At 66.7% G+C, this 19,786-nt stretch carries 18 protein-coding genes; 8 read left to right on the top strand and 10 right to left on the bottom strand.

What is annotated here, in order from left to right; all coding sequences use genetic code 11:
- Positions 1–7: 7 nt before the first annotated feature.
- The gene (gene iolE, locus F4827_RS30020) at positions 8–922 is read left to right on the top strand and encodes a myo-inosose-2 dehydratase (RefSeq protein WP_183731208.1); all 915 of its coding nucleotides are present in this window, start codon (positions 8–10) and stop codon (positions 920–922) included.
- Positions 919–1,722, top strand: coding sequence for a 5-deoxy-glucuronate isomerase (gene iolB, locus F4827_RS30015; RefSeq protein WP_183731205.1), 804 nt, complete (start codon positions 919–921; stop codon positions 1,720–1,722). The genes iolE and iolB overlap by 4 nt, the downstream gene beginning before the upstream one ends.
- 82 nt (positions 1,723–1,804) lie before the next feature.
- Here the strand turns inward: iolB and F4827_RS30010 are convergent, their stop codons facing one another.
- On the bottom strand, positions 1,805–3,496 hold the full coding sequence (locus F4827_RS30010) for a methyl-accepting chemotaxis protein (RefSeq protein WP_183731202.1): 1,692 nt from the start codon (positions 3,494–3,496) through the stop codon (positions 1,805–1,807).
- Between the two features lie 508 nt (positions 3,497–4,004).
- On the opposite strand from F4827_RS30010, the gene F4827_RS30005 reads away from it, so the two are divergent.
- The 3 genes from F4827_RS30005 to F4827_RS29995 all read left to right on the top strand — a co-directional run bounded on the left by F4827_RS30005 (position 4,005) and on the right by F4827_RS29995 (position 6,844).
- A complete protein-coding gene (locus F4827_RS30005) occupies positions 4,005–5,273 on the top strand; it encodes an MFS transporter (protein ID WP_183731199.1) in 1,269 nt (422 codons plus the stop codon).
- A 154-nt stretch (positions 5,274–5,427) separates the two neighbouring features.
- Entirely contained in the window at positions 5,428–5,913 is a 486-nt protein-coding gene (locus tag F4827_RS30000; protein WP_183731195.1) for an adenosine-specific kinase, read from the top strand.
- A gap of 28 nt (positions 5,914–5,941) precedes the next feature.
- On the top strand, positions 5,942–6,844 hold the full coding sequence (locus tag F4827_RS29995) for a DUF4922 domain-containing protein (RefSeq protein ID WP_183731192.1): 903 nt from the start codon (positions 5,942–5,944) through the stop codon (positions 6,842–6,844).
- Positions 6,845–6,847: 3 nt separating this feature from the next.
- On the opposite strand, the gene F4827_RS29990 is transcribed toward F4827_RS29995, so the two are convergent.
- The 6 genes from F4827_RS29990 to F4827_RS29965 are packed head-to-tail and all read right to left on the bottom strand — an operon-like array spanning position 6,848 to position 11,620.
- A complete protein-coding gene (locus tag F4827_RS29990; RefSeq protein WP_183731304.1) occupies positions 6,848–7,558 on the bottom strand; it encodes an ABC transporter ATP-binding protein in 711 nt (236 codons plus the stop codon).
- A gap of 10 nt (positions 7,559–7,568) precedes the next feature.
- A complete protein-coding gene (locus F4827_RS29985) occupies positions 7,569–8,354 on the bottom strand; it encodes an ABC transporter ATP-binding protein (protein WP_183731189.1) in 786 nt (261 codons plus the stop codon).
- Complete coding sequence (locus F4827_RS29980) at positions 8,351–9,598, bottom strand: branched-chain amino acid ABC transporter permease (protein ID WP_183731186.1); 1,248 nt, start codon at positions 9,596–9,598, stop codon at positions 8,351–8,353. The genes F4827_RS29985 and F4827_RS29980 overlap by 4 nt, the downstream gene beginning before the upstream one ends.
- Positions 9,599–9,604: 6 nt before the next feature.
- The gene (locus F4827_RS29975; RefSeq protein WP_183731183.1) at positions 9,605–10,543 is read right to left on the bottom strand and encodes a branched-chain amino acid ABC transporter permease; all 939 of its coding nucleotides are present in this window, start codon (positions 10,541–10,543) and stop codon (positions 9,605–9,607) included.
- A 10-nt stretch (positions 10,544–10,553) separates the two neighbouring features.
- The gene (locus F4827_RS29970) at positions 10,554–11,030 is read right to left on the bottom strand and encodes a thioesterase family protein (RefSeq protein ID WP_183731180.1); all 477 of its coding nucleotides are present in this window, start codon (positions 11,028–11,030) and stop codon (positions 10,554–10,556) included.
- A gap of 59 nt (positions 11,031–11,089) precedes the next feature.
- The gene (locus F4827_RS29965; protein ID WP_183731177.1) at positions 11,090–11,620 is read right to left on the bottom strand and encodes an NUDIX domain-containing protein; all 531 of its coding nucleotides are present in this window, start codon (positions 11,618–11,620) and stop codon (positions 11,090–11,092) included.
- A 272-nt stretch (positions 11,621–11,892) separates the two neighbouring features.
- Here F4827_RS29965 and F4827_RS29960 point away from each other — a divergent pair, with 272 nt between their 5' ends.
- On the top strand, positions 11,893–12,447 hold the full coding sequence (locus F4827_RS29960) for a porin family protein (protein WP_260184672.1): 555 nt from the start codon (positions 11,893–11,895) through the stop codon (positions 12,445–12,447).
- Here the strand turns inward: F4827_RS29960 and F4827_RS29955 are convergent.
- The gene (locus F4827_RS29955) at positions 12,444–13,769 is read right to left on the bottom strand and encodes a YbfB/YjiJ family MFS transporter (RefSeq protein ID WP_183731171.1); all 1,326 of its coding nucleotides are present in this window, start codon (positions 13,767–13,769) and stop codon (positions 12,444–12,446) included. The two genes, F4827_RS29960 and F4827_RS29955, sit on opposite strands and share 4 nt — an antisense overlap.
- Positions 13,770–13,909: 140 nt before the next feature.
- Here F4827_RS29955 and F4827_RS29950 point away from each other — a divergent pair, with 140 nt between their 5' ends.
- A complete protein-coding gene (locus F4827_RS29950; RefSeq protein ID WP_183731168.1) occupies positions 13,910–14,818 on the top strand; it encodes a LysR substrate-binding domain-containing protein in 909 nt (302 codons plus the stop codon).
- Positions 14,819–14,887: 69 nt separating this feature from the next.
- Here the strand turns inward: F4827_RS29950 and alaS are convergent, their stop codons facing one another.
- Positions 14,888–17,512, bottom strand: coding sequence for an alanine--tRNA ligase (alaS, locus tag F4827_RS29945; RefSeq protein WP_183731165.1), 2,625 nt, complete (start codon positions 17,510–17,512; stop codon positions 14,888–14,890).
- A gap of 338 nt (positions 17,513–17,850) precedes the next feature.
- Between alaS and F4827_RS29940 the strand changes: the two genes are divergently transcribed.
- Positions 17,851–19,071: a CaiB/BaiF CoA-transferase family protein gene (locus F4827_RS29940; protein ID WP_183731162.1), complete on the top strand. Its 1,221-nt coding sequence runs from the start codon at positions 17,851–17,853 to the stop codon at positions 19,069–19,071.
- Here F4827_RS29940 and F4827_RS29935 read toward each other — a convergent pair.
- The gene (locus tag F4827_RS29935; RefSeq protein WP_183731159.1) at positions 19,068–19,643 is read right to left on the bottom strand and encodes an alpha/beta hydrolase; all 576 of its coding nucleotides are present in this window, start codon (positions 19,641–19,643) and stop codon (positions 19,068–19,070) included. The genes F4827_RS29940 and F4827_RS29935 overlap by 4 nt on opposite strands.
- Positions 19,644–19,786 lie beyond the last annotated feature (143 nt).

Genomic DNA, 19,786 nt, shown 5'->3' with positions numbered 1-19,786 from the left:
CACGCACATGAGCGCATTTGACGTACGCATCGGCATCAATCCGCTGTCGTGGATGAACGACGATTTACCCTCGCTGGGCGGCGAGACGCCGCTTTCCACGGCGCTCACCGAAGGGCGCGAGATCGGCTACGAAGGCTTCGAGCTCGGCAACAAGTTTCCGCGCGAACCGCAGGCGCTCAAGGCGCTGCTCGCGCAGTACGATCTCTCGCTGGTGTCGGGCTGGTATTCGGGCATGCTCGCCCGGCGCAGCGTCGAGGAAGAGATCGCCGCCGTGGACCCGCATCTGGACCTGCTCGCCCGCAACGGCGCGACGGTGATGGTGTATGGGGAAGTCGCCGATTCGATTCAGGGCGCGCCGCGCCCGCTGTATCAGCGTCCGCGTTTTTTCAGCGAACAGCAGTGGGACGAGTACGCCGCGCGTGTCGAGCGATTCGCGCAGCACACGCTCTCGCGCGGCGTGCGTCTGGCCTACCATCATCACATGGGCGCGTATGTGGAAACACCCGCCGACGTCGACAGGCTGATGGCGCGCACCAGCGACGCCGTGGGCCTGCTGTTCGACGCGGGCCATATCACCTTCGCGGGCGGCGATCCGGTGAAGGAACTCGACAAGCACATCGCGCGCGTATGCCACGTGCACTGCAAGGATGTGCGCCCCGCGGTCGTGAAGCTCGCGCGCAATCGCAACTGGAGCTTTCTGGACGCGGTCCTTGCGGGCGCGTTCTCGGTGCCGGGCGACGGCGCGGTGGATTTTCCGTCCATCATCGCGCGGCTCAAGCGGCACGGTTATCGCGGCTGGCTCGTCGTGGAAGCCGAGCAGGATCCCGTGATCGCGCCGTCGTATGAATACGCGCAGAAGGGTTATCGCACGCTGCGCGCGCTCGTCGATGCAGCGGATACCGAATCAAAGGAGGCAGCATGAGCCTGCTGGTCAAAGCCTCGCGCGAAGGCCAGACAATCGCGCGCGTCACACCCGCCACGGCGGGCTGGCGTTATGTGGGCTTCGCGGCGTATCGCCTGGGCACCGAGGAAGTCGTGCACATCTACGAGACGAAGCGCGAAAGCTGCATCGTCGTGCTCTCGGGCGCGGTGGATGTCGAGGTGGATGGCCAGCGCTACTCGGCGCTGGGTTCGCGCGACAGCGTGTTCGAGGATGCCGCCCCGACGGCCCTTTACGTGCCGCCTGGCGTGAAAGCGACCGTGCGCGCGTTGCGCGAAGCCGAAGTGGGCGTAGCGAGCGCGCCCGCGCAAGGCACGCTGCCGGTGCGGCTGATCGAGCCGGCGCAGATGAAGCGCTCCACGCGCGGCAAGGGCGCGAATACGCGTTACGTCTGCGATATTCTTCCGCAGACCGAGGCGGCCGAATCGCTGCTCGTGGTCGAAGTGCGCACGCCTTCCGGCCATTCGTCGAGCTATCCGCCGCATAAGCACGATGCCGATCGTCTGCCGCAGGAAAGCGCGCTGGAAGAAACGTACTACCATCGGCTCAATCCGCGGCAGGGTTTTGCGTTTCAGCGCGTATACACCGATGCGCGCGATCTGGACGAGACCATGGCGGTGGAGGATCACGACGTGGTGATGGTGCCGCGCGGTTATCACCCGGTCGTCGTGCCGTATGGCTACGATTCGTACTATCTGAACGTGATGGCCGGCCCCACGCGCGAATGGCATTTCCATAACGATCCCGCGCATGAGTGGATCATCGAGCGGGATGCGCAGTAGGGATTGAGCAATGGCTTCACCATGAAAACGCCGCTGGTGCATCTCGCGACCAGCGGCGTTTTCACGTCTGCGACCAGGTGCCTCAAGCCAACTGAAACTTCCCCACCAGCCGCTTCAAGACCTTCGCCTGATCGTCGAGCGACTGCGCCGCCGCCGTCGCCTGTTCCACCAGCGCGGCGTTCTGCTGCGTGCCCGAATCCATCTGCGAGACCGCGCGGCTGATTTCCTCGATGCCGGCGCGCTGCTCGCTCGACGCCGCGGAAATCTCGCCGATGATGTCGTTCACGCGTCGCACCGCCTTCACCACTTCTTCCATCGTGTGGCCAGCGTCCGTCGCCAGCGTCGAGCCGTTTTCCACGCGTTCGACCGACGCCGTGATCAGCGTCTTGATTTCCTTCGCGGCCGCCGCGCTGCGCTGCGCGAGATTGCGCACCTCGCCCGCGACCACCGAGAAGCCGCGCCCTTCCTCGCCCGCGCGCGCCGCTTCGACGGCCGCATTGAGCGCGAGAATATTGGTCTGGAATGCAATGCCCTCGATCACGCCGATGATGTCGGCGATACTCTTCGCGCTCTCGTTGATCTGGTTCATCGTCGACACCACGCGGCCCACCACGGCGCCGCCCTTCTCGGCGATCTGCGAGGCGTTGCCCGCCAGCGTGCTCGCCTGCTGCGCGTTCTCGGCGTTCAGGCGCACCGTCGAGGTCAATTGCTCCATGCTGCTCGCCGTGCGTTCGAGCGCAACGGCCTGCTCTTCGGTGCGATGCGAAAGATCGAGATTGCCGGTCGAGATTTCGCTCGATGCGCTCGCAATGGCCTCGGCGCTCGCGGCGATTTCGGCGACCGTGGTGGAGAGGCCGGCCTGCATATCGCGCAGCGCACCGAGCATGCTCGAAGCGTCGCGAGCGTGGACGTGCACCGGTTGCGCGAGGTCGCCCGAGGCGATGCGTGCGGCGATGGCCTTGGCATGCGCGGGCTCGCCGCCCAGCTGGTGCGCAAGACGCCGCACCACCCATTCGCTCACCAGGAAGGCCAGCACGAGCAGCGCCACGGTCGCCGCGGCAATCATCACGAACGACGATTTGAAAATGAACGCCGAGGCCGCGATGGTGGCCTTGGCCGCTGCGCCGCGCTGCGCCACGATCTGATCGACGAGGGTTTCGAGCTTGCCGGTCTCGACCAGCAGCGACACGTCCTGCGTCCCCACTTGCCAGCTCATCTGCGAAAGATCGAGCGACTGCGCCTTCACCAGTGTGACGAAGTCGCGCAGATGGCTGCTCCAGGTTTGCGCGGCGGTGGCGAACTGCTTTTGCTGGGCCAAGGCATCCGCGCCCGATTGTTCGGCGTACTGGCCAAGCGATTGAATCTCCGTGCCGAGCGCGCCCAGATCCTTTTCGATGCCTTCGCCGAGTTCGTCGCGCTCTTTCGCCGTGGTGGCCGTGAGCAGCATCTTCTGCGCGCGGCTCGCGCGCAATACGTGACCCCGCGCTTCCTCGGCGGCGCGGCTCGCGACATGGCCCTGTTCGTAGATCGACTGGGTGGAGTCGTTGAGCCGGCTGATCTGCGTCAGCGAAAACGCGCCAATCGCCAGGGTGCCGATCAGCACGACTCCGAAGGCGGTGCGCAGCATCGACTTGACTGACAGCTTGCTGCCATGCGAAGACGGCCGACTTTTCTGCTTCTTTCCCCGTGGCGCGCCGCCCGGCGCCGCACCTGCCCCGCCGTCCACTTCCGGCACGAAACCCGTGTGCAGGCTGGCCTCTTTGATTGCTCTCATCGTCCTTCGGTCTCCATGCTGAGCTGACCGGAGTTGGCGCTTTTGGCGCGTGGTCCGGTTTCCTGCAAAGCGCTGCTTGTTGTGAGCGTCAGCCCGCATCGATCCGATGACGATCGATGCGCATCGCTTGACGCCTCAACTCCGGTCAACGGCACGGCGCTGCCAATCTTTAGTTGCGCGCACGCCCTGCGTGTTCCGGCCCCGTAGCTTCGGCGCGTGCCCGGCTGTTGCCGTGCACATGCATGGGGCAGGTTATAACCGGCCAAAATCCGCGATCAAAAATGCCGGGCGGTTTTACGCCATCGCGCGGCGGGAGGCTGCGGGAGGCTGAGGCACGGCGTCACGTGATTTCCTGTCCGATTCGCGACAAATGTTGTCATGACGATTCAAGCAGGACACATTACACTGCGCTCCATAACTCCCATACATGACAACGTCACGCCATCGCCGCCCCGCTGGCTTTTCAGCGTCGCGGCGCCCGCGTGAGGCTCTTCTGCTTATCGACACCATGGAAACCAGCCTCGACAAACGCGCCGTGTCCGGCGCCGCTCCCGCGTCCGCTCAAGGCACGCAAAGCGCCACGCCCGCCGCCTCCGGCGCGCAGCGCACCGTCTACTCCGTGCTCGGCGCGATCAGCTTTTCGCACCTGCTCAACGACATGATCCAGTCGCTGATCCTGGCCATTTATCCGATGCTCAAGGACAACTTCGCGCTGTCGTTTACGCAGATCGGCCTGATCACGCTCACCTACCAGATCACGGCGTCGATGCTGCAACCGCTGGTGGGCGTCTACACCGACAAGAAGCCGATGCCGTATTCACTGCCCGTCGGCATGGGCTTTACGCTGTGCGGTCTGTTGCTGATGTCGGTCGCACCGAGCTTTGGCGTGCTGCTGGTGGCTGCAGCGCTGGTGGGCTGCGGCTCGTCGGTGTTCCATCCGGAATCGTCGCGGGTGGCGCGCATGGCCTCGGGCGGCAAGCACGGCCTCGCGCAGTCGCTCTTCCAGGTGGGCGGCAACGCGGGTTCGTCGCTCGGGCCGCTGCTCGCCGCCGCGATCATCATTCCGCACGGCCAGCGCAGCATCGCGTGGTTCTCGGCGGCGGCGCTGGTGGCGATCGTCGTGCTGACGCAGATCGGCCGCTGGTACAAGGCGCATCCGAATCTCAAGAAAAAGCGCGCGGAAGCGCCCGCCGTCGCGCTCTCGCGCGGCCGCGTGGCAATGGCCATCAGCATCCTGGTGCTGCTGGTGTTCTCGAAGTACTTCTACCTCGCGAGCATCAACAGCTACTTCACGTTCTATCTGATCGACCGCTTCCATCTGCCCGTGCAGGCCGCGCAAGTGCATCTGTTCGTGTTCCTGGCCGCCGTCGCGGCGGGCACGATCATCGGCGGCCCGGTGGGCGACCGTATCGGCCGCAAGTACGTGATCTGGGGTTCGATTCTGGGCGTGGCGCCCTTCACGATGCTGTTGCCCTACGCGAACCTGTTCTGGACCAGCGTGCTGACGATCATCATCGGCGTGGTGCTGGCCTCGGCGTTCTCGGCGATCCTCGTCTATGCGCAGGAGCTGATTCCTGGCAAGGTGGGCATGGTCGCGGGGCTGTTCTTCGGCTTCGCGTTCGGACTGGGCGGCATCGGCGCGGCCGTGCTCGGGCAACTCGCGGATGCCACCAGCATCGGCTTCGTCTACAAGGTCTGCTCGTTCCTGCCGCTGATCGGCATCCTCACGGTGTTCCTGCCCGATGTCGAGGGCAAGCGCGCCAGGAAGACCGCCTGACGCACCTTTCGCGTCCTTCGCGCGCAGGCGGGAACGGCCGGCTGCCTTTCAGGCGCCGGCCGTTTTTTCTGGGCACGCCGGTTGCTGCTTGGACGCCTCGCGGCTTCGTACTAGTCTTGAACCACGCCGTCGAAGCCATCATCCGAGGTTCGCCATGCAACTGTCCACGGTAGACATCGTCAAGCCCGAGAACACCAACTTCATTCTCGGCCAGTCGCACTTCATCAAAACGGTCGAGGATCTGCACGAGGCGCTGTTCGGTGCAGTGCCGGGTCTCGCTTTCGGTCTGGCGTTCTGCGAAGCCTCGGGCAAGCGGCTCGTGCGGCGCTCGGGCACGCAGGACGCGCTCGTCGACATGGCGAGCGACAACGCGCTGCGCATCGCGGCGGGCCATAGCTTCATCGTGTTTCTCGGCGACGGTTTTTTCCCGGTCAACGTGCTCAATGCGGTCAAGGCCGTACCCGAGGTTTGCCGCATCTTCTGCGCAACGGCCAATCCCACCCAGGTGCTGATCGCCGAAACGAATCAGGGGCGCGGCATCGTTGGCGTGGTGGACGGTCTGCCGCCGCTGGGCGTCGAAGCCGAGGACGACGTGCGCTGGCGCAAGGATCTGCTGCGCGCCATCGGCTACAAGGCCTGATTGCAGCGTGATCGCGGCCTGATTGCCCATGACCTTGCTCAATTCCCAAACGCTCTGGCCCGCGCTGCGTGCGCAGACCCGCCACGCGCTGCAATGCGGCGCGCTCCAGCCCATCGAAACCGCGCTCACGCATCTGCAACAGGATGGCGTGCGTTTCGCCGTGCGCCAGGTGTCGAGCCTCGCGCGCAAGGAGGCCGCGCGCCGCACCGATGCCTCGACCGCGACCGGAGCCGCAGCCGGACGCCCCAACCCTTTTCTTCCTTACGAAGCCGATCTCTGCGTGGGCGTACTTTCGCCCACTCACATCGCGCTGCTCAACAAGTACAACGTGATCGACGATCACCTGCTGATCGTCACACGCCGCTTCGTGCCGCAGACGGCATTGCTCGATCTCGCTGATTTCGAGGCGCTGCTCGTGGCGCTGCGCGGCGGCGATGCGCTGGGTTTTTACAACGGCGGCGAAGAGGCCGGCGCGAGCCAGCCTCACAAGCATCTGCAGGCCGTGCCCTTGCCGCTCGACGAGGCAGGATTGTCGGTGCCGATCGAAGCGCTATTTGATTCGGTATCCGTAGCAGATCGCGGCGCGAGGCTTGACGGTTTGCCGTTCGCGCATGCCTTCGCGCGGTTCGACATGATGGCCGCCGACGCGGCGCAGAACGCCCTGAAAATCTATCGCGCGATGCTGCGTGCAAGCGCCATCGGCACTATCGATGTGGACGGTCTCGCGCACCAGAGCGCACCTTATAACCTGCTCGTCACGCGCCGCTGGATGCTGATGGTGCCGCGCGCGGCCGAACGCGTCGACGGCATCTCGCTCAATGCGCTGGGCTTTGCCGGATCGCTATTCGTGCGCGACGCGCAGCAACTCGCGACGCTCGCCCGCATCGGGCCAATGACGGCGCTGGCGCGCGTGGCGAAGCAGACCGCCTGACTTTTAGCCAATCCCCAGCCAGTCGCGCACGATATCCGCGCGTTGCGCGAGCGCAGCGGGCGTGTCGTCGAACACGATGCGCCCATGCCCCATCACCGCGATCCGGTCCGCCAGTTGCGGCGCGAGCGCAAGCCGCTGCTCGATCAGCAGGATCGCCACGCCGCGTTCGCGCAGCGCGCGCAGACACGCCGCCACGCGCGCGGTCATTGGCGCGGACAGCCCTTCGGCGGGTTCATCGACGATCAGCAGCACGGGATCGCCCAGCAGCGCACGCGCGAGCGCGAGCATCTGCTGCTCGCCGCCCGAGAGCACACCCGCACGCGCGTTGCGGCGCTCGCGCAGGATCGGAAAGAGCGCGTGCGCATCGGCGAGCGTGAAGCGCGTGCTGCGAATAGTGCGATCCTTGATGCCCAGGCGCAGGTTCTCGTCGACGCTCAAGGTCGGGAAGATATCGCGCTGCTCCGCGACATAGCCCAGCCCCTGGCGCGCGATTTCGAACGTGCGCAGCGGCGCGAGATCGACGCCCGCGAAGCGCCGCATGCCCTCGGCGCTCACCATCGACATCAGCGCCTTCGCGAAAGTCGAGCGCCCCGAGCCGTTACGGCCCGCGAGCGCCACGACTTCGCCCGCGCCAAGACGCAGATCGACGCCATGCAGGACCTGGCTCGCGCCGTACCACGCGCGCAGCCCGGCGACTTCGAGCAGCGGATTCATCGCGCCGGGTTCAGGCATCGGGCGCTCCCGCATCGGTTTGCGCATCTTGTCCGAATGCGCCGAAATACACCTCGCGCACTGCCGCATCGGCGCGAATGACTTGGGGCGTGCCGGTCGCGATCACGCGGCCCTGCGCAAGCACCGAGACGCGATCGGCCAGACCGAACACCGCATCCATGTCGTGCTCGACCAGCAATACGGTCTTGCCTGCCGTCATGGTGCGGATCAGTTCGATGGCGCGCGCGGCTTCGGCGCGGTTCATACCGGCGGTGGGCTCGTCGAGCAAGAGCGTATGCGCGCCACCCGCGAGCGCGAGCCCGAGGTCGAGTGCCCGCTGCTGCGCGTAGCTGAGCGTCGCGGCTGCGTGATCGGCGGCATAGGCGAGATCGAGTGCGTCGAGCAATTCCGTTGCGCGCACATCGATTCGTTTCGATCCGAGCCAGCGCGCAACAAAACCCGCGCCGCCGCCGAGCGAGGCCAGCACCGCGCAGCGCAGGTTGTCGCGCACCGTCAGATTCGCGAATACGCTGGTGGTCTGGAAACTGCGCGCGAGTCCGCGCCGGGCCAGCGCCGCGCTTGCAAGACGCGTGACGTCCTCGCCGCGCAGCGCGATGCGGCCTGCGCTCGCGCGCCGTTCTCCGGCGATCAGGCTGAAGAGCGTGGATTTGCCCGCGCCGTTCGGACCGATCAGGGCGTGGCGTTCGCCCTCACGCACGTCGAGATCGACGCCGCGCAGAACCTGCGTCGCACCGAAGCGCTTTTCGATGCCATCGAGCCGGAGCGCAAGCGCGGTCATGTGCGTACCTGGCCGGTGCGGGCAAGCGCGGTGGCGGCCCGCCCTGCCCGGCGCGTGAGCCACGCCGCCGCCAGCGACAAAGCGACGATCGTCGCGACGAGCACGCGCGGCGACAGCGCCATCAACCAGGCGCTCGCATCGTCATCGCCGAAGCGCTGCGCGTAGGCCCATTGCACCGCCAGCACGAGCGCGAGCGTGCCGCTGCCCGCCGCGAGCGCGGCCGTCGTCCAGTACGCGCGGCAGCGCCGCCAGCCATGCTGCGCAAGCGCCGCCCGCTGCCGTGCCGCGAAACCCGCGAGCCCGTCGGGCGCGCTCAGCACCACGACGATGAAGAACAGCCCGACGTAAAGCATCCAGGCGCGCGAGACACTCGCCACGCCCACGCTGAACGCCACCCACACGAGCGCGCCGAGCACCGGCCCAAAGAACGACGCCGAGCCGCCCGTCACCGTTGCGATCAGCACGCCGGCCGAGCGCGTCATGCCCACGCTTTCCGAAGCGGCAAGCTCCACGTTGATGAGCGCGAGCGTGCCCGCGACGCCCGCGAACGCCGATCCCAGCACAATCATCATCGCCCGCACGCGCGCGGGCGTTGCGCCGAGCGCGGCGGCGCGCACCGGGTTGTCGCGGACGGCGTTGGCGAGCCGCGCGTAAGGCGTGCGCGTGAGCACATGGATCGCCACGCTGGCCGCGAGACACCAGAGCGCGATCAAGCAGTAAGCCTCGCGCTGCGGCCCAAAGGTCCAGCCCGCGATGGCCGGGCCGCTCGCGCGGTCGATGGCGACGCCCGCCTCGCCGCCGAACCAGTCGGGCAGCGCCCACGCGGCAGCCGCGACCAGTTCGCCAAGGCCGAGCGTGATCATGGCGAACGCGGTGCCCGCGCGCCGCGCGGCGAAGAGCGCCGTGAGCGCGCCGACGGCAGCGCCCGCCACGCCGCCCACGATGGGCAAAAGCGGCAGCGGCATCGCCGTGCTGTTGAAAACCTGCGCCGCGGCCAGCGCGCCAAGACCGGCAGGCGCGGCGTGACCGAACGACAGCAGCCCGGTCTCGCCGAGCAGCAGGTTGTACGAGAGCGCGAACACGATCATCGTCGCAGCCTGAGCCAGCGCGGCAAGCAGCCAGCCCTGCGGCACGCCCGCGGGCGAGAGCCACGCTGATACCAGCGGCGGCATCGCAAGCAGCGCCACCAGCGCAATCCAGGGCGCGCGTATGCGGGGTTTTATCGTCGAACGCACGGAATGCATGGCGCGTCAGGCGTCCTCGCCGCGTTGGCCGAGCAGGCCTTGCGGGCGCACGGCAAGCATGACGACCAGCAGCAGATACGGCAACATCGGCGCGATCTGCGCAAGCGTGAGCGCACTCCACGCGGGCGCGATCGTCACACCGAGCCGTTGCGCCAGCGCGCCGAACGAGACGTCGCTCGCCACCGCGAAGGTCTGCAGCCATCCCACCGCAAGAGCAGCGAGCAATGCGCCGCCGAGCGAGCCCAGCCCGCCCGTCACCACCACCACGAACACGATCGAGCCAACCGATTCGGCCATCGCCGGCTCCACCACAAAGAGCGGCGCGGCCACCGCGCCCGCCAGCGCCGCGAGTGCGGTGCCGAGCGCGAACACCAGCGTGCGCACGCGCGCCACGTCATGGCCTAGCGCCTCGACGGCCTGCGCGTGGGTGAGCGCGGCGCGCACGATCAGGCCCGTGCGCGAGATGCGCAACGCCGCGAAGATCAACGCGAACATCGCCACGGCCACCAGCATCGTAAAGGCGCGATAGCGCGAGAATGCCGCGCCGCCATAGGTGAACAGTGCACCGTCGAGCCATGCAGGCACGTTCGCCGCGAGCGGCTGGAGTCCCCAGGCGAGCTTGACCAGTTCGCCGATCGCCCACGCCGCGCCGAAGGTCAGCAGCAGCGCATTGAGCGGGCCGCCCGGGCGCGCGCGTCGCAGCAGGGTCGTCTCGAAGATCGCGCCGGCCACGCCCGCGACCAACGGCGCCAGCACCAGCGCCCAGCCAAATCCCAGCGTGCCCGCCAGCGTCACGCCCAGATACGCGCCGAGCATGTAGAAGCTCGCGTGCGCGAAGTTGAGCACGCCGAGCATGCTGAAGATCAGCGTGAGACCGGCGCACAGCATGAACAGCAGCAAGCCGTAGCTCGCGCCGTTGAGGGTGTCGATGACGATGGCCTGCACGGGCGGCGCGTCAGTCTTGCGCGTGCGTTTGCGGCAGCGCCAGCGGCTTGAGCGGATTGAGCGACTCGAGCGCGGCGCGCAACGCTGCGGGCAACGCGCTCACCGGACGGCGCGTTTCGCGATCGACATAGACGTGCACGAAATGCCCCTGCGCCGCGGGCGTGCTCTCGCCTTCGCGAAAGAGCCCGACTTCGTAGCGCACGCTCGACGAACCGAGTCGCGCCACGCGCAAACCGGCTTCGACGCGCTCGGGAAACACCAGCGGCGCGAAGTAGTTGCACTGCGTTTCGACCACCAGGCCAATCGTCTCGCCGTGCTCGACATCGAGCGCGCCGGCGCGGATCAGATACTCGTTGACGACGGTGTCGAAGTAGCTGTAGTAGACGACGTTGTTGACGTGGCCGTAGACGTCGTTGTCCATCCAGCGCGTGGTGATGGCGAGGAAGTGGCGATAGTCGGAGCGGGCAATGGCGACGGGTCGGTTCATCGTGGCTGTGAGCGTGCGGGTTCAGGAGCGGATTGGAAACGTCACGGCAGGGGTGCTGATCAATCGCCCGGACGCTCGACGAATTCGAACGGCAGACCGCGGCGGCGCATGAATTCGCCGAGCGCCTGCCCCGTGCCCGCGCGCCAGGGGCGCAGCTTCGCGGGCTCGACGAGACGGTATTCGAGCAACTCGGGCGAAAGCGCCACGGTGCCCGTCGCCTTGACGTGATAGGCGATGATGAGTTCGTTCTTACGGATAAATTCGTAGACGCCGATCAGCTCGACGCTTTGTGCGTGCAGCGAGGTTTCTTCGAGCACCTCGCGTGCGATGCCTTGTTCCGGCGTCTCGCCGTTTTCGAGAAAGCCGGTGATGAGCGCGAACATGCCTTCGGGCCACGCGGCGTTGCGTGCGAGCAGGATGCGCCCTTCGTATTCGACGATGGCCGCGACCACCGGCAGCGGATTGTTCCAGTGCACGTAGGCGCATGCGGTGTCGGGGCACGCCATGCGTACGCGGCCGCCCTCGTGGGCGGGGTCGGCGCGCTCGACGAGACGCGAGGCGCAACGCGGGCAAAACTGATAGTCGCTCATGGATCGATGGAAGTCGCAGTGAATGGCGCGAAAGCGCCAAGCGGCTATTTTAGTGCGCTATCGATGGCCGCGTGCGCGCGCCGATTATCCCGGGCGGGATAGTTGGCAAGATCGGCATACGCGTGACGGGCGCAAAGACCGCGCACCGCGCAAGGTCACGCTGCACGGCGTCCTGACAATCGTTTACGTCTCAATTGTGCACGGTCTGGCGACTTCTAGCGTTATCGGGCGAGGCAAATCTCGCCTGTCTCCACTTGACCGGACCTCGCACCATGATTTCGAAGAAACTGTTAGCCATACTTATTATTTCCCTGACGTCGGGTGTCACGCTCGCGCACGCAGATGACGCTCTGCCCATGGCCGCGCCGCTGGGCGCATCGGCTCCTCTGGGCAGCGGCAGCCTGTTTTCCGGCCCCTACGCGGGCTTCAAGGTGGGCGCGAACGTCTCCAATGCCTCGGGCGCATACAACAAGCCGACCCATACGACGGTCTTCCCCGGCTTCACGCTCGGCTACGGTTTCGATGTGGGTTCGCTGATGATCGGTGCGGAAGCATTCGCCGATCTGCATCACGGCTCGGCCACGTTCAAGGACGGCGGCGTCGATGCCAAGATCGGCATGCCGATCGGCCAGATCATGCCTTATGCCCGTGTGGGCTTCACGCTCGATTGGCCCGCGACGCGCCCGCATTGGGGGCTGGGCGTTGAATACGCCGTCACGCGCAACCTGGGCGTGGCCGCGGAATGGACCGGCGACCACACCAATTCGAAGAATTCGAGCTGGAATAACAACAGCTTCACGGTCGGCATGCACTACTACTTCCGCTAGACGCGGCAGTCGTCGCCTGATGCAGCGGGTCGGGCCGTCCCCTCAGCGGACGGCCTTTTGATGTTGATGCGCCAGCTTCCTTGTCGCTTCGCGCCGCGCAAGGTCCGCCACACGAGTCCCGCCGCGCCCGCAACCAGCGACAGCGCCGCGAGCCACAACGAAGGCGAGAACGACCCGCTCGACGCGGCCAGCGGCGCGGCCGCCAGCGGCCCCAGAATCTGGCCGATCCCGTACGCGCCCGTCGCATAACCCATGAGCGCGGCCGCATGATCGCCGCGCATGATGCGCGCCTCGCGCATCGCGAAAAGCGTGATCGCCGTGAACGGCAGGCCGATCAGCACGCTGCCCAATGAAAAACCAGCCGCGTTGGGCCACACGATGCCCGACGCGATGCCCAGCGCCTGCAGCACATAGCAGGCGGCCAGCAACAGGCGGTTGTCCCAGTGCAGCGGCAGGCGCGCCGCGCACAGCGCACCGACGATCAGCGCCGCGCCGAACATCGGCCAGAACAGATCCGGCCATATCGAGCCCGGCAGCGCGTGTCGCGCGATCACCGGCAAAAAGGTCGCGGTGATGATGTAGCCGAAGCCGGGCACGCCGTAGAGCACGACGAGCCAGAAGGCGTCGGCGCGGCTGGCCGTGGGGGCGCTCTGAGCGCCAGCGGCACGCGCCTGCGATGCAGCGGCAGCCGGGTGCGCCGGATGCGCCTGCCGAGGCGTTTCCACGAACACCGGCCAGACGATCGCCACGATCAGCGCGCACACCAGCCCAAAGCCGATCCACCCGGCCCGCGCGCCCAGGCCGCCCGCCGCGCTCACGAGCAGGCCCGTCGCCACGATGCCGACGCCCGGCCCCGTATAGATCACGCCGCTCCATGCGTGCGCGCCCAGTTGCGTGAGCCGCCGCAAGCCCCATTGCGAGGCGAACACGAAGGTCGCCGCGCTGACCGCGCCCGCCACGAAACGCACGATCGCCCACATCCAGAACGACTGCGTGAGGCCCATCACGATCGTGAGGAGCGCCGTCGCCACCAGCCCAGCGCGCACGACGCGTGCGGGCGTAAAGCGCAGTGCCGCACAAGCCATCGCGCCGGCGAAGTAGCCGGCGTAATTGAGCGACGCGAGCCAACTGCCGTGGCGCAGATCCAGACCGCCGCCATGCAGCATCAGCGGCAGCAGCGGCGTGAACGCGAAGCGCCCGATGCCGAGCGCCGCCGCCAGCGTGAGCATGCAGGCGAGTGCCGCGCGGCGGGCCTCGTGATGGCGAACCGGCTGCGCGCGAGGCGCCTGCGCTAAGTTGGGACGGGATGCAATGTCATTCATGATGGGTGGCCAGCCAATGAAAATACGGGGACAGATACGAAAGCCGGCGTCGCGCACGGCGCCGTTCCAACCATCTTAGTCACCGGAACCGTTCACGAAAAATGAATTATCATGATTCAATCCATTCCACGGAGAGAATCATGGATCTGGCCGCACTGGCGATCTTTCGGGCCGTGGTCCGCGAAAACGGCGTGACGCGGGCTGCCGCCAAGCTCAACCGTGTGCAGTCGAATGTCACCACGCGGATCAAGCAGCTCGAAGAGCAGCTGGGCACCGCGCTCTTCACGCGCGATGGCCGTCGCCTCGTGCTCACGCCCGCCGGCGAGACCCTGCTGCCCTACGCGGAACGCCTGCTCGCGCTCGCCGACGAAGCGCGCCACGCGCTCAAGGCCGGGCGTCCATCGGGGCGGCTGCGCCTGGGCACCATGGAAAGCGTGGCCGCGAGCCGCCTGCCCGGCGTGCTTGCGCGCTATCACCAGAACTGGCCCGACGTGACGCTCGAACTGGAAACCGGCACGACCGGCTGCCTGATCGAGCGCCTGCGCGAATTCGAAGTCGACGCCGCACTGATCGCCACGCCGCTGGCCGGATTGACCGACCCGGAGGTGTTCGAATCCGTGCCCGTCTATCGCGAGGAACTTGTGATGATCACGCCACGCGGGCATCGGCCGATCCGCCAGCCAGGCGATGTGGCGCTTTCGACACTGGTGGCCTTCGAGCGCGGCTGCGCGTACCGCAGCTACGTGGAGGCGTGGTATCTGGAGCACGGCATCCGCCCCACCCGCGTGCTGGAGCTGGGTTCGTATCACGCGATCGTCGCCTGTGTGGCGGCGGGCGCAGGCGTGGCGGTCGCGCCGCGTTCGGTGCTCGATCTGCAGCGCGGCGCCGATGACATCACGATCCATTCGCTTGGCGCGCTCGGCCAGATCGACACGCTGCTAGCGTGGCGGCGCGGGCATTTTTCTCCCGCGCTGGACGCGTTGAAATCGGCGCTGCTGGAACATGCGCGCAGCGCAACGCCGGCGCCCGCGGAAACCGCCGCGATCTGAGCCACAAACAAAAAGGGCTGCCATTTCGGGCAGCCCTTCTTTATCGGTGAGTTCGGGAAAATCTCGCGCTTACAGCTTCGCTTCGACCCAGCCCTTCACGCCCGCGAGCGCGGCCGGCAGGTTCGCCGGTTCCGTGCCGCCAGCCTGCGCCATGTCCGGACGGCCGCCGCCCTTGCCGCCCACCTGCTGGGCGACAAAGTTCACCAGCTCGCCTGCCTTGACCTTCTTGCTGGCCTCAGCGGTCACGCCCGCGATCAGGCTGACCTTGCCGCCTTCGACGGCCGCCAGCACGATTGCCGCGCTCTTGAGCTTGTCCTTGAGCTTGTCGACGGTTTCGCGCAGCGTCTTCGAATCCGCGCCTTCGAGCGTGGCGGCCAGCACGTGCACGCCGTTCACTTCGATGGCCTGGCCCGCGAGTTCGTCGCCCTGGCTCGACGCCAGCTTCGACTTGAGCGCGCCCAGTTCCTTCTCCAGCGACTTGACCTGATCCTGCACCTGCGCGATACGCTGCGTCAGTTCCGAAGGCTGCGCCTTCAGGGCCGCCGCCGCCGCGTTGATGCGCGCGTCGAGGTCCTGCACGAAACGCACGGCGTTGTCGCCCGTGATCGCTTCCACGCGGCGGATGCCGGCTGCGACGCCGCCTTCCATCACGATCTTGAACAGGCCAATGTCGCCGCTGCGCCGCACGTGCGTGCCGCCGCAGAGTTCGCGCGAGAAGCCGAGATCCAGCACGCGCACTTCGTCGCCGTACTTCTCGCCGAACAGCGCCATCGCGCCGCCCTTCACCGCTTCGTCGTACGGCATCACGCGCACGATGCCCGGCGCGTTGGCCAGCACTTCGGCGTTGACGATTTCTTCGACGCGGCGGATCTGCTCATCCGTCATCGGCGCGTTGTGCGCGAAGTCGAAGCGGGTCTTGTCGGCGTCGACGAGCGAGCCCTTCTGTTGCACGTGCGCGCCCAGCACTTCGCGCAGCGCCTTGTGCATCAGGTGGGTGGCCGAGTGATTGCGTTGCGTGCGCGCGCGGCGCACGGCGTCGATTTCCGCCTTCACGACGTCGCCGACCTTGAGCGTGCCTTGTTCGAGCGTGCCGTGATGACCGCTCACATCGGCCTGAACCTTGAGCGTATCGGTCACGGCAAAGCGGATGCTCGCGTTCGAAATCACGCCCTGGTCGCCCACCTGGCCGCCCGATTCCGCGTAGAACGGCGTGTGGTCGAGCACGACCACGGCGTCCTGGCCCGCCTTCACTTCATTGACCGATGCGCCATCCACATACAGCGCGACCACCTTGGCGTCGTCGAAGACAATTTCTTCGTAGCCGTGGAAGGTGGTCTTCGCGCCCGCGTATTCGAGGCCCTGCGCCATCTTGAACTTGCCCGCGGCGCGCGCCTGTTCGCGCTGGCGCGCCATGGCTTCGTCGAAGGCCGCTTCGTCGACCGTGACGTTGCGTTCGCGGCAGACGTCGGCCGTGAGGTCGAGCGGGAAGCCGTAGGTGTCATGCAGCTTGAAGGCGAGTTCGCCGTCGAGCGTCTTGCCGCCCTTCGAATCGAGATCAGCCAGCGCGGCGTCGAGAATCGACATGCCGTGTTCGATGGTCTCGAAGAAGCGCTCTTCTTCCTGGCGCAGCACGTCCGTCACGCGCTGCTGCGCTTCGGTCAGTTCCGGATAGGCTGCGCCCATTTCAGCGACCAGATCCTTCACGAGCTTGTGGAAGAACGAACCCTTCTTGCCGAGCTTGTAGCCGTGGCGGATCGCGCGGCGCACGATGCGGCGCAGCACGTAGCCGCGGCCTTCGTTGCCCGGAATCACGCCATCGACGATCAGGAACGAGCAGGCGCGGATGTGATCGGCGATCACCTTCAGAGAGTTGTTTTCCAGATCGCTGATGCCGGTTTCGCGCGCGGCGGCCTTGATCAGGTTCTGGAACAGATCGATTTCGTAGTTGCTGTGCACGTGCTGCAGCACCGCGGCGAGACGCTCCAGACCCATGCCCGTGTCGACGCACTGCTTGGGCAGCGGCGTCATGTTGCCTTGCGCATCACGGTTGAACTGCATGAACACGAGATTCCAGATCTCGATGAAGCGGTCGCCGTCTTCTTCAGCAGACCCCGGCGGGCCGCCCCAGATTTCCGGGCCGTGGTCGTAGAACACTTCCGAGCACGGGCCGCAGGGGCCGGTGTCGGCCATCTGCCAGAAGTTGTCCGACGCGTAGCGCGAACCCTTGTTGTCGCCGATGCGGATGATGCGCTCGACCGGCACGCCGATCTCCTTCGCCCAGATGTCGAAGGCTTCGTCGTCTTCCTGGTACACGGTGACCGTGAGCTTTTCCGCCGGCAGCGCGTAGACCTTGGTCAGCAGTTCCCAGCAGTAGTGGATCGCGTCGCGCTTGAAGTAGTCGCCGAACGAGAAGTTGCCGAGCATCTCGAAGAACGTGTGGTGACGCGCGGTGTAGCCGACGTTTTCGAGGTCGTTGTGCTTGCCGCCTGCACGCACGCTGCGCTGCGCGGTGGTCGCGCGCGAGTACGGACGCGATTCGGCGCCGAGGAACACGTCCTTGAACTGCACCATGCCCGAGTTGGTAAAGAGCAAGGTGGGGTCATTGCCCGGCACGAGGCTCGACGAGCGCACGATCGTGTGGCCCTTCGATTCGAAGAACTTGAGGAATTTCTCGCGGATTTCGGAGGCTTTCATGGCGTGCTGTATTTACCTTCGGGGCGTCTGTGCTGAATCTTGTTTGAGCGCGGAAAGGCGCGTTCTGCGCGGTTTCCGTGATGCTGAATCGGACGATTATACGGGATCGCCGCACGCTCGCGGCGGCGCGCTCGGCATGGCGTGCAGGCTTGCCACAGTGGCGCACGGCACCTCACCACGGCGCATCCGTTGTTCCGCTTGGCGGAACGTCGTACCGAAATTTGCCACGCGCGATTCGGGATCGCTTAAGATGAACCGAACGTCCGCCCCGGGCCACCCTATCGACCCCATCGTGCGCGGCGGCGAACCCGACCTATAACGACATTGGAAGACACCGCATGGGCGCTCTGAGCCACATTCGCGTACTCGATCTCACCCGCGTGCTCGCCGGTCCGTGGTGCGCGCAGACACTCGCCGATTTCGGCGCCGACGTGATCAAGGTGGAGCGCCCGGGCGCCGGCGACGACACGCGTCACTGGGGGCCGCCGTACCTCAAGACACCCGCGGGCGACGATACGGCGGAGGCCGCCTACTATCTCGCCGCGAACCGCAACAAGCGCTCGGTGACCGTCGATATCGCCACGCCCGAAGGTCAGCGCATCGTGCGCGAACTCGCCGCGCAGAGCGATGTGGTGCTGGAGAACTACAAGGCGGGCCAGCTGAAAAAATACGGGCTCGATTACGAGTCGCTACGCGAGGTGAAGCCCGACATCGTCTACTGTTCAGTCACGGGTTTCGGCCAGACCGGGCCGTATGCGTCGCGCGCGGGCTACGACTTCATCGTGCAGGGCATGGGCGGCTTCATGAGCATCACGGGCGAGCGCGACGCCCTGCCCGGCGGCGGTCCGCAAAAGGCAGGCGTGGCCATCGCCGACCTGATGACCGGCATGTACGCGAGCGTCGCCGTGCTCACCGCGCTCGCGCACCGCGACCGCACGGGCGAAGGCCAGTACATCGACATGGCGCTGCTCGACGTGCAGGTGGCGATGCTCGCCAACATGAATTCGAACTACCTCGCGAGCGGCAATCCGCCCGCGCGCTGGGGCAACGCCCATCCCAACATCGTGCCCTATCAGGCGTTCCAGACCAGCGATAGCTGGATCATCCTCGCCATCGGCAACGACGGCCAGTTCCGCAAGTTCGTCGAGGTGGCGGGCGCGCCTCGCCTGGCTGACGACGCGCGTTTCGCCACCAACCCCGAACGCGTGCGCCATCGCGACACGCTCGTGCCGATCGTCGCGGAGCTGATCCGCGCGCGCAGCAAGAGCGACTGGATTAGTGCGCTGGAGAGCGCAGGCGTGCCGTGCGGGCCGATCAACAACCTCGCCGAAGTATTCGAAAACGAGCAGGTGATCGCGCGCGGCATGCAGGTGGACGTGCCGCATCCCTCGGGCGGCACGGCGCGGCTGGTGCGCAATCCCATCCGCATGAGCGCGACGCCGCCCGCCGTGGCCGCGCATCCGCCGACGCTCGGCGAACACACGGAGGCGGTGCTGCGCGACGTGCTCGGCTATGACGGCGCGCGCGTGGCGGCGTTGCGCGACAAGGGCGTGGTTTAGGCGGCGGCGCGCGTTTTCATCGACATCAGCCAGGCGAAGCCCTGCGGCCAGTCGGCCAGGCCGCTTTGAGCGTTGATGTGCCCGCGCGCGCCGATATCCTCCCAGCGGCTACCCCACGCCTGCGCGCATCGCTGCGAAAACGCCACGCCGCCGTAAGGATCGTCGGTGCTGGCGACGACGATGCTGGCGAACGGCAGCGCGGCCAGCGGCACCGGATCGAAGCCATGCGCGTCGCGGGGGAATTCGGGGCCATGCGGGTCGGGCAGCGCCACTAGCAGCGCGCCCGCCACTTTGGCTCGCGTCGCCTCGCTTGCGTGGTGGGCGGCCCAGTGCGCCACCGTCAGGCAGCCCAGGCTGTGCGCCGCCAGCAGCACGCTGCCCGCGCCGCCCGTTTCGGCGCACAGCGCCGCTTCCAGCGCGGCGCACCACGCGTCGCACTCCGGGTGCATCCAGTCCGGCATGCGCAGTCGCTGGAAGCCCCTGTGCGCGCCTTCCCAGCGCGTCTGCCAGTGTCCCGGCCCCGAGTTCATATAGCCCGGCAGCACCAGCACGCGCGGCTCGCTTATCGTCATTTTTTCTCCGCCAAAGTGAGCCCGACGCGACACCCCGACGCCTGGACTGGCGGGAAAGGTCGCGTCAGGTAGAATGGAAGGCACCACCGGCGCGCGGTGCGGCTTCGGCAGGGTTGAAAATTCAACGCTCACCTGCCGACAGG

This window comes from Paraburkholderia bannensis, from assembly GCF_014200455.1.
GTDB classification, from domain to species: domain Bacteria; phylum Pseudomonadota; class Gammaproteobacteria; order Burkholderiales; family Burkholderiaceae; genus Paraburkholderia; species Paraburkholderia bannensis_A.
Note: the sequence above shows the minus strand (reverse complement) of the source record. Positions and strands in the feature narration are given on the sequence as shown.

What these genes read in the sequence shown, in the direction of transcription:
- iolE (WP_183731208.1), top strand. Translation starts at nt 8, where the DNA reads ATGAGCGCATTTGACGTACGCATCGGCATCAATCCGCTGTCGTGGATG.
- iolB (WP_183731205.1), top strand. Translation starts at nt 919, where the DNA reads ATGAGCCTGCTGGTCAAAGCCTCGCGCGAAGGCCAGACAATCGCGCGC.
- F4827_RS30010 (WP_183731202.1), bottom strand. Translation starts at nt 3,496, where the DNA reads ATGAGAGCAATCAAAGAGGCCAGCCTGCACACGGGTTTCGTGCCGGAA.
- F4827_RS30005 (WP_183731199.1), top strand. Translation starts at nt 4,005, where the DNA reads ATGGAAACCAGCCTCGACAAACGCGCCGTGTCCGGCGCCGCTCCCGCG.
- F4827_RS30000 (WP_183731195.1), top strand. Translation starts at nt 5,428, where the DNA reads ATGCAACTGTCCACGGTAGACATCGTCAAGCCCGAGAACACCAACTTC.
- F4827_RS29995 (WP_183731192.1), top strand. Translation starts at nt 5,942, where the DNA reads ATGACCTTGCTCAATTCCCAAACGCTCTGGCCCGCGCTGCGTGCGCAG.
- F4827_RS29990 (WP_183731304.1), bottom strand. Translation starts at nt 7,558, where the DNA reads ATGAATCCGCTGCTCGAAGTCGCCGGGCTGCGCGCGTGGTACGGCGCG.
- F4827_RS29985 (WP_183731189.1), bottom strand. Translation starts at nt 8,354, where the DNA reads ATGACCGCGCTTGCGCTCCGGCTCGATGGCATCGAAAAGCGCTTCGGT.
- F4827_RS29980 (WP_183731186.1), bottom strand. Translation starts at nt 9,598, where the DNA reads ATGCATTCCGTGCGTTCGACGATAAAACCCCGCATACGCGCGCCCTGG.
- F4827_RS29970 (WP_183731180.1), bottom strand. Translation starts at nt 11,030, where the DNA reads ATGAACCGACCCGTCGCCATTGCCCGCTCCGACTATCGCCACTTCCTC.
- F4827_RS29965 (WP_183731177.1), bottom strand. Translation starts at nt 11,620, where the DNA reads ATGAGCGACTATCAGTTTTGCCCGCGTTGCGCCTCGCGTCTCGTCGAG.
- F4827_RS29960 (WP_260184672.1), top strand. Translation starts at nt 11,893, where the DNA reads ATGATTTCGAAGAAACTGTTAGCCATACTTATTATTTCCCTGACGTCG.
- F4827_RS29955 (WP_183731171.1), bottom strand. Translation starts at nt 13,769, where the DNA reads ATGAATGACATTGCATCCCGTCCCAACTTAGCGCAGGCGCCTCGCGCG.
- F4827_RS29950 (WP_183731168.1), top strand. Translation starts at nt 13,910, where the DNA reads ATGGATCTGGCCGCACTGGCGATCTTTCGGGCCGTGGTCCGCGAAAAC.
- alaS (WP_183731165.1), bottom strand. Translation starts at nt 17,512, where the DNA reads ATGAAAGCCTCCGAAATCCGCGAGAAATTCCTCAAGTTCTTCGAATCG.
- F4827_RS29940 (WP_183731162.1), top strand. Translation starts at nt 17,851, where the DNA reads ATGGGCGCTCTGAGCCACATTCGCGTACTCGATCTCACCCGCGTGCTC.
- F4827_RS29935 (WP_183731159.1), bottom strand. Translation starts at nt 19,643, where the DNA reads ATGACGATAAGCGAGCCGCGCGTGCTGGTGCTGCCGGGCTATATGAAC.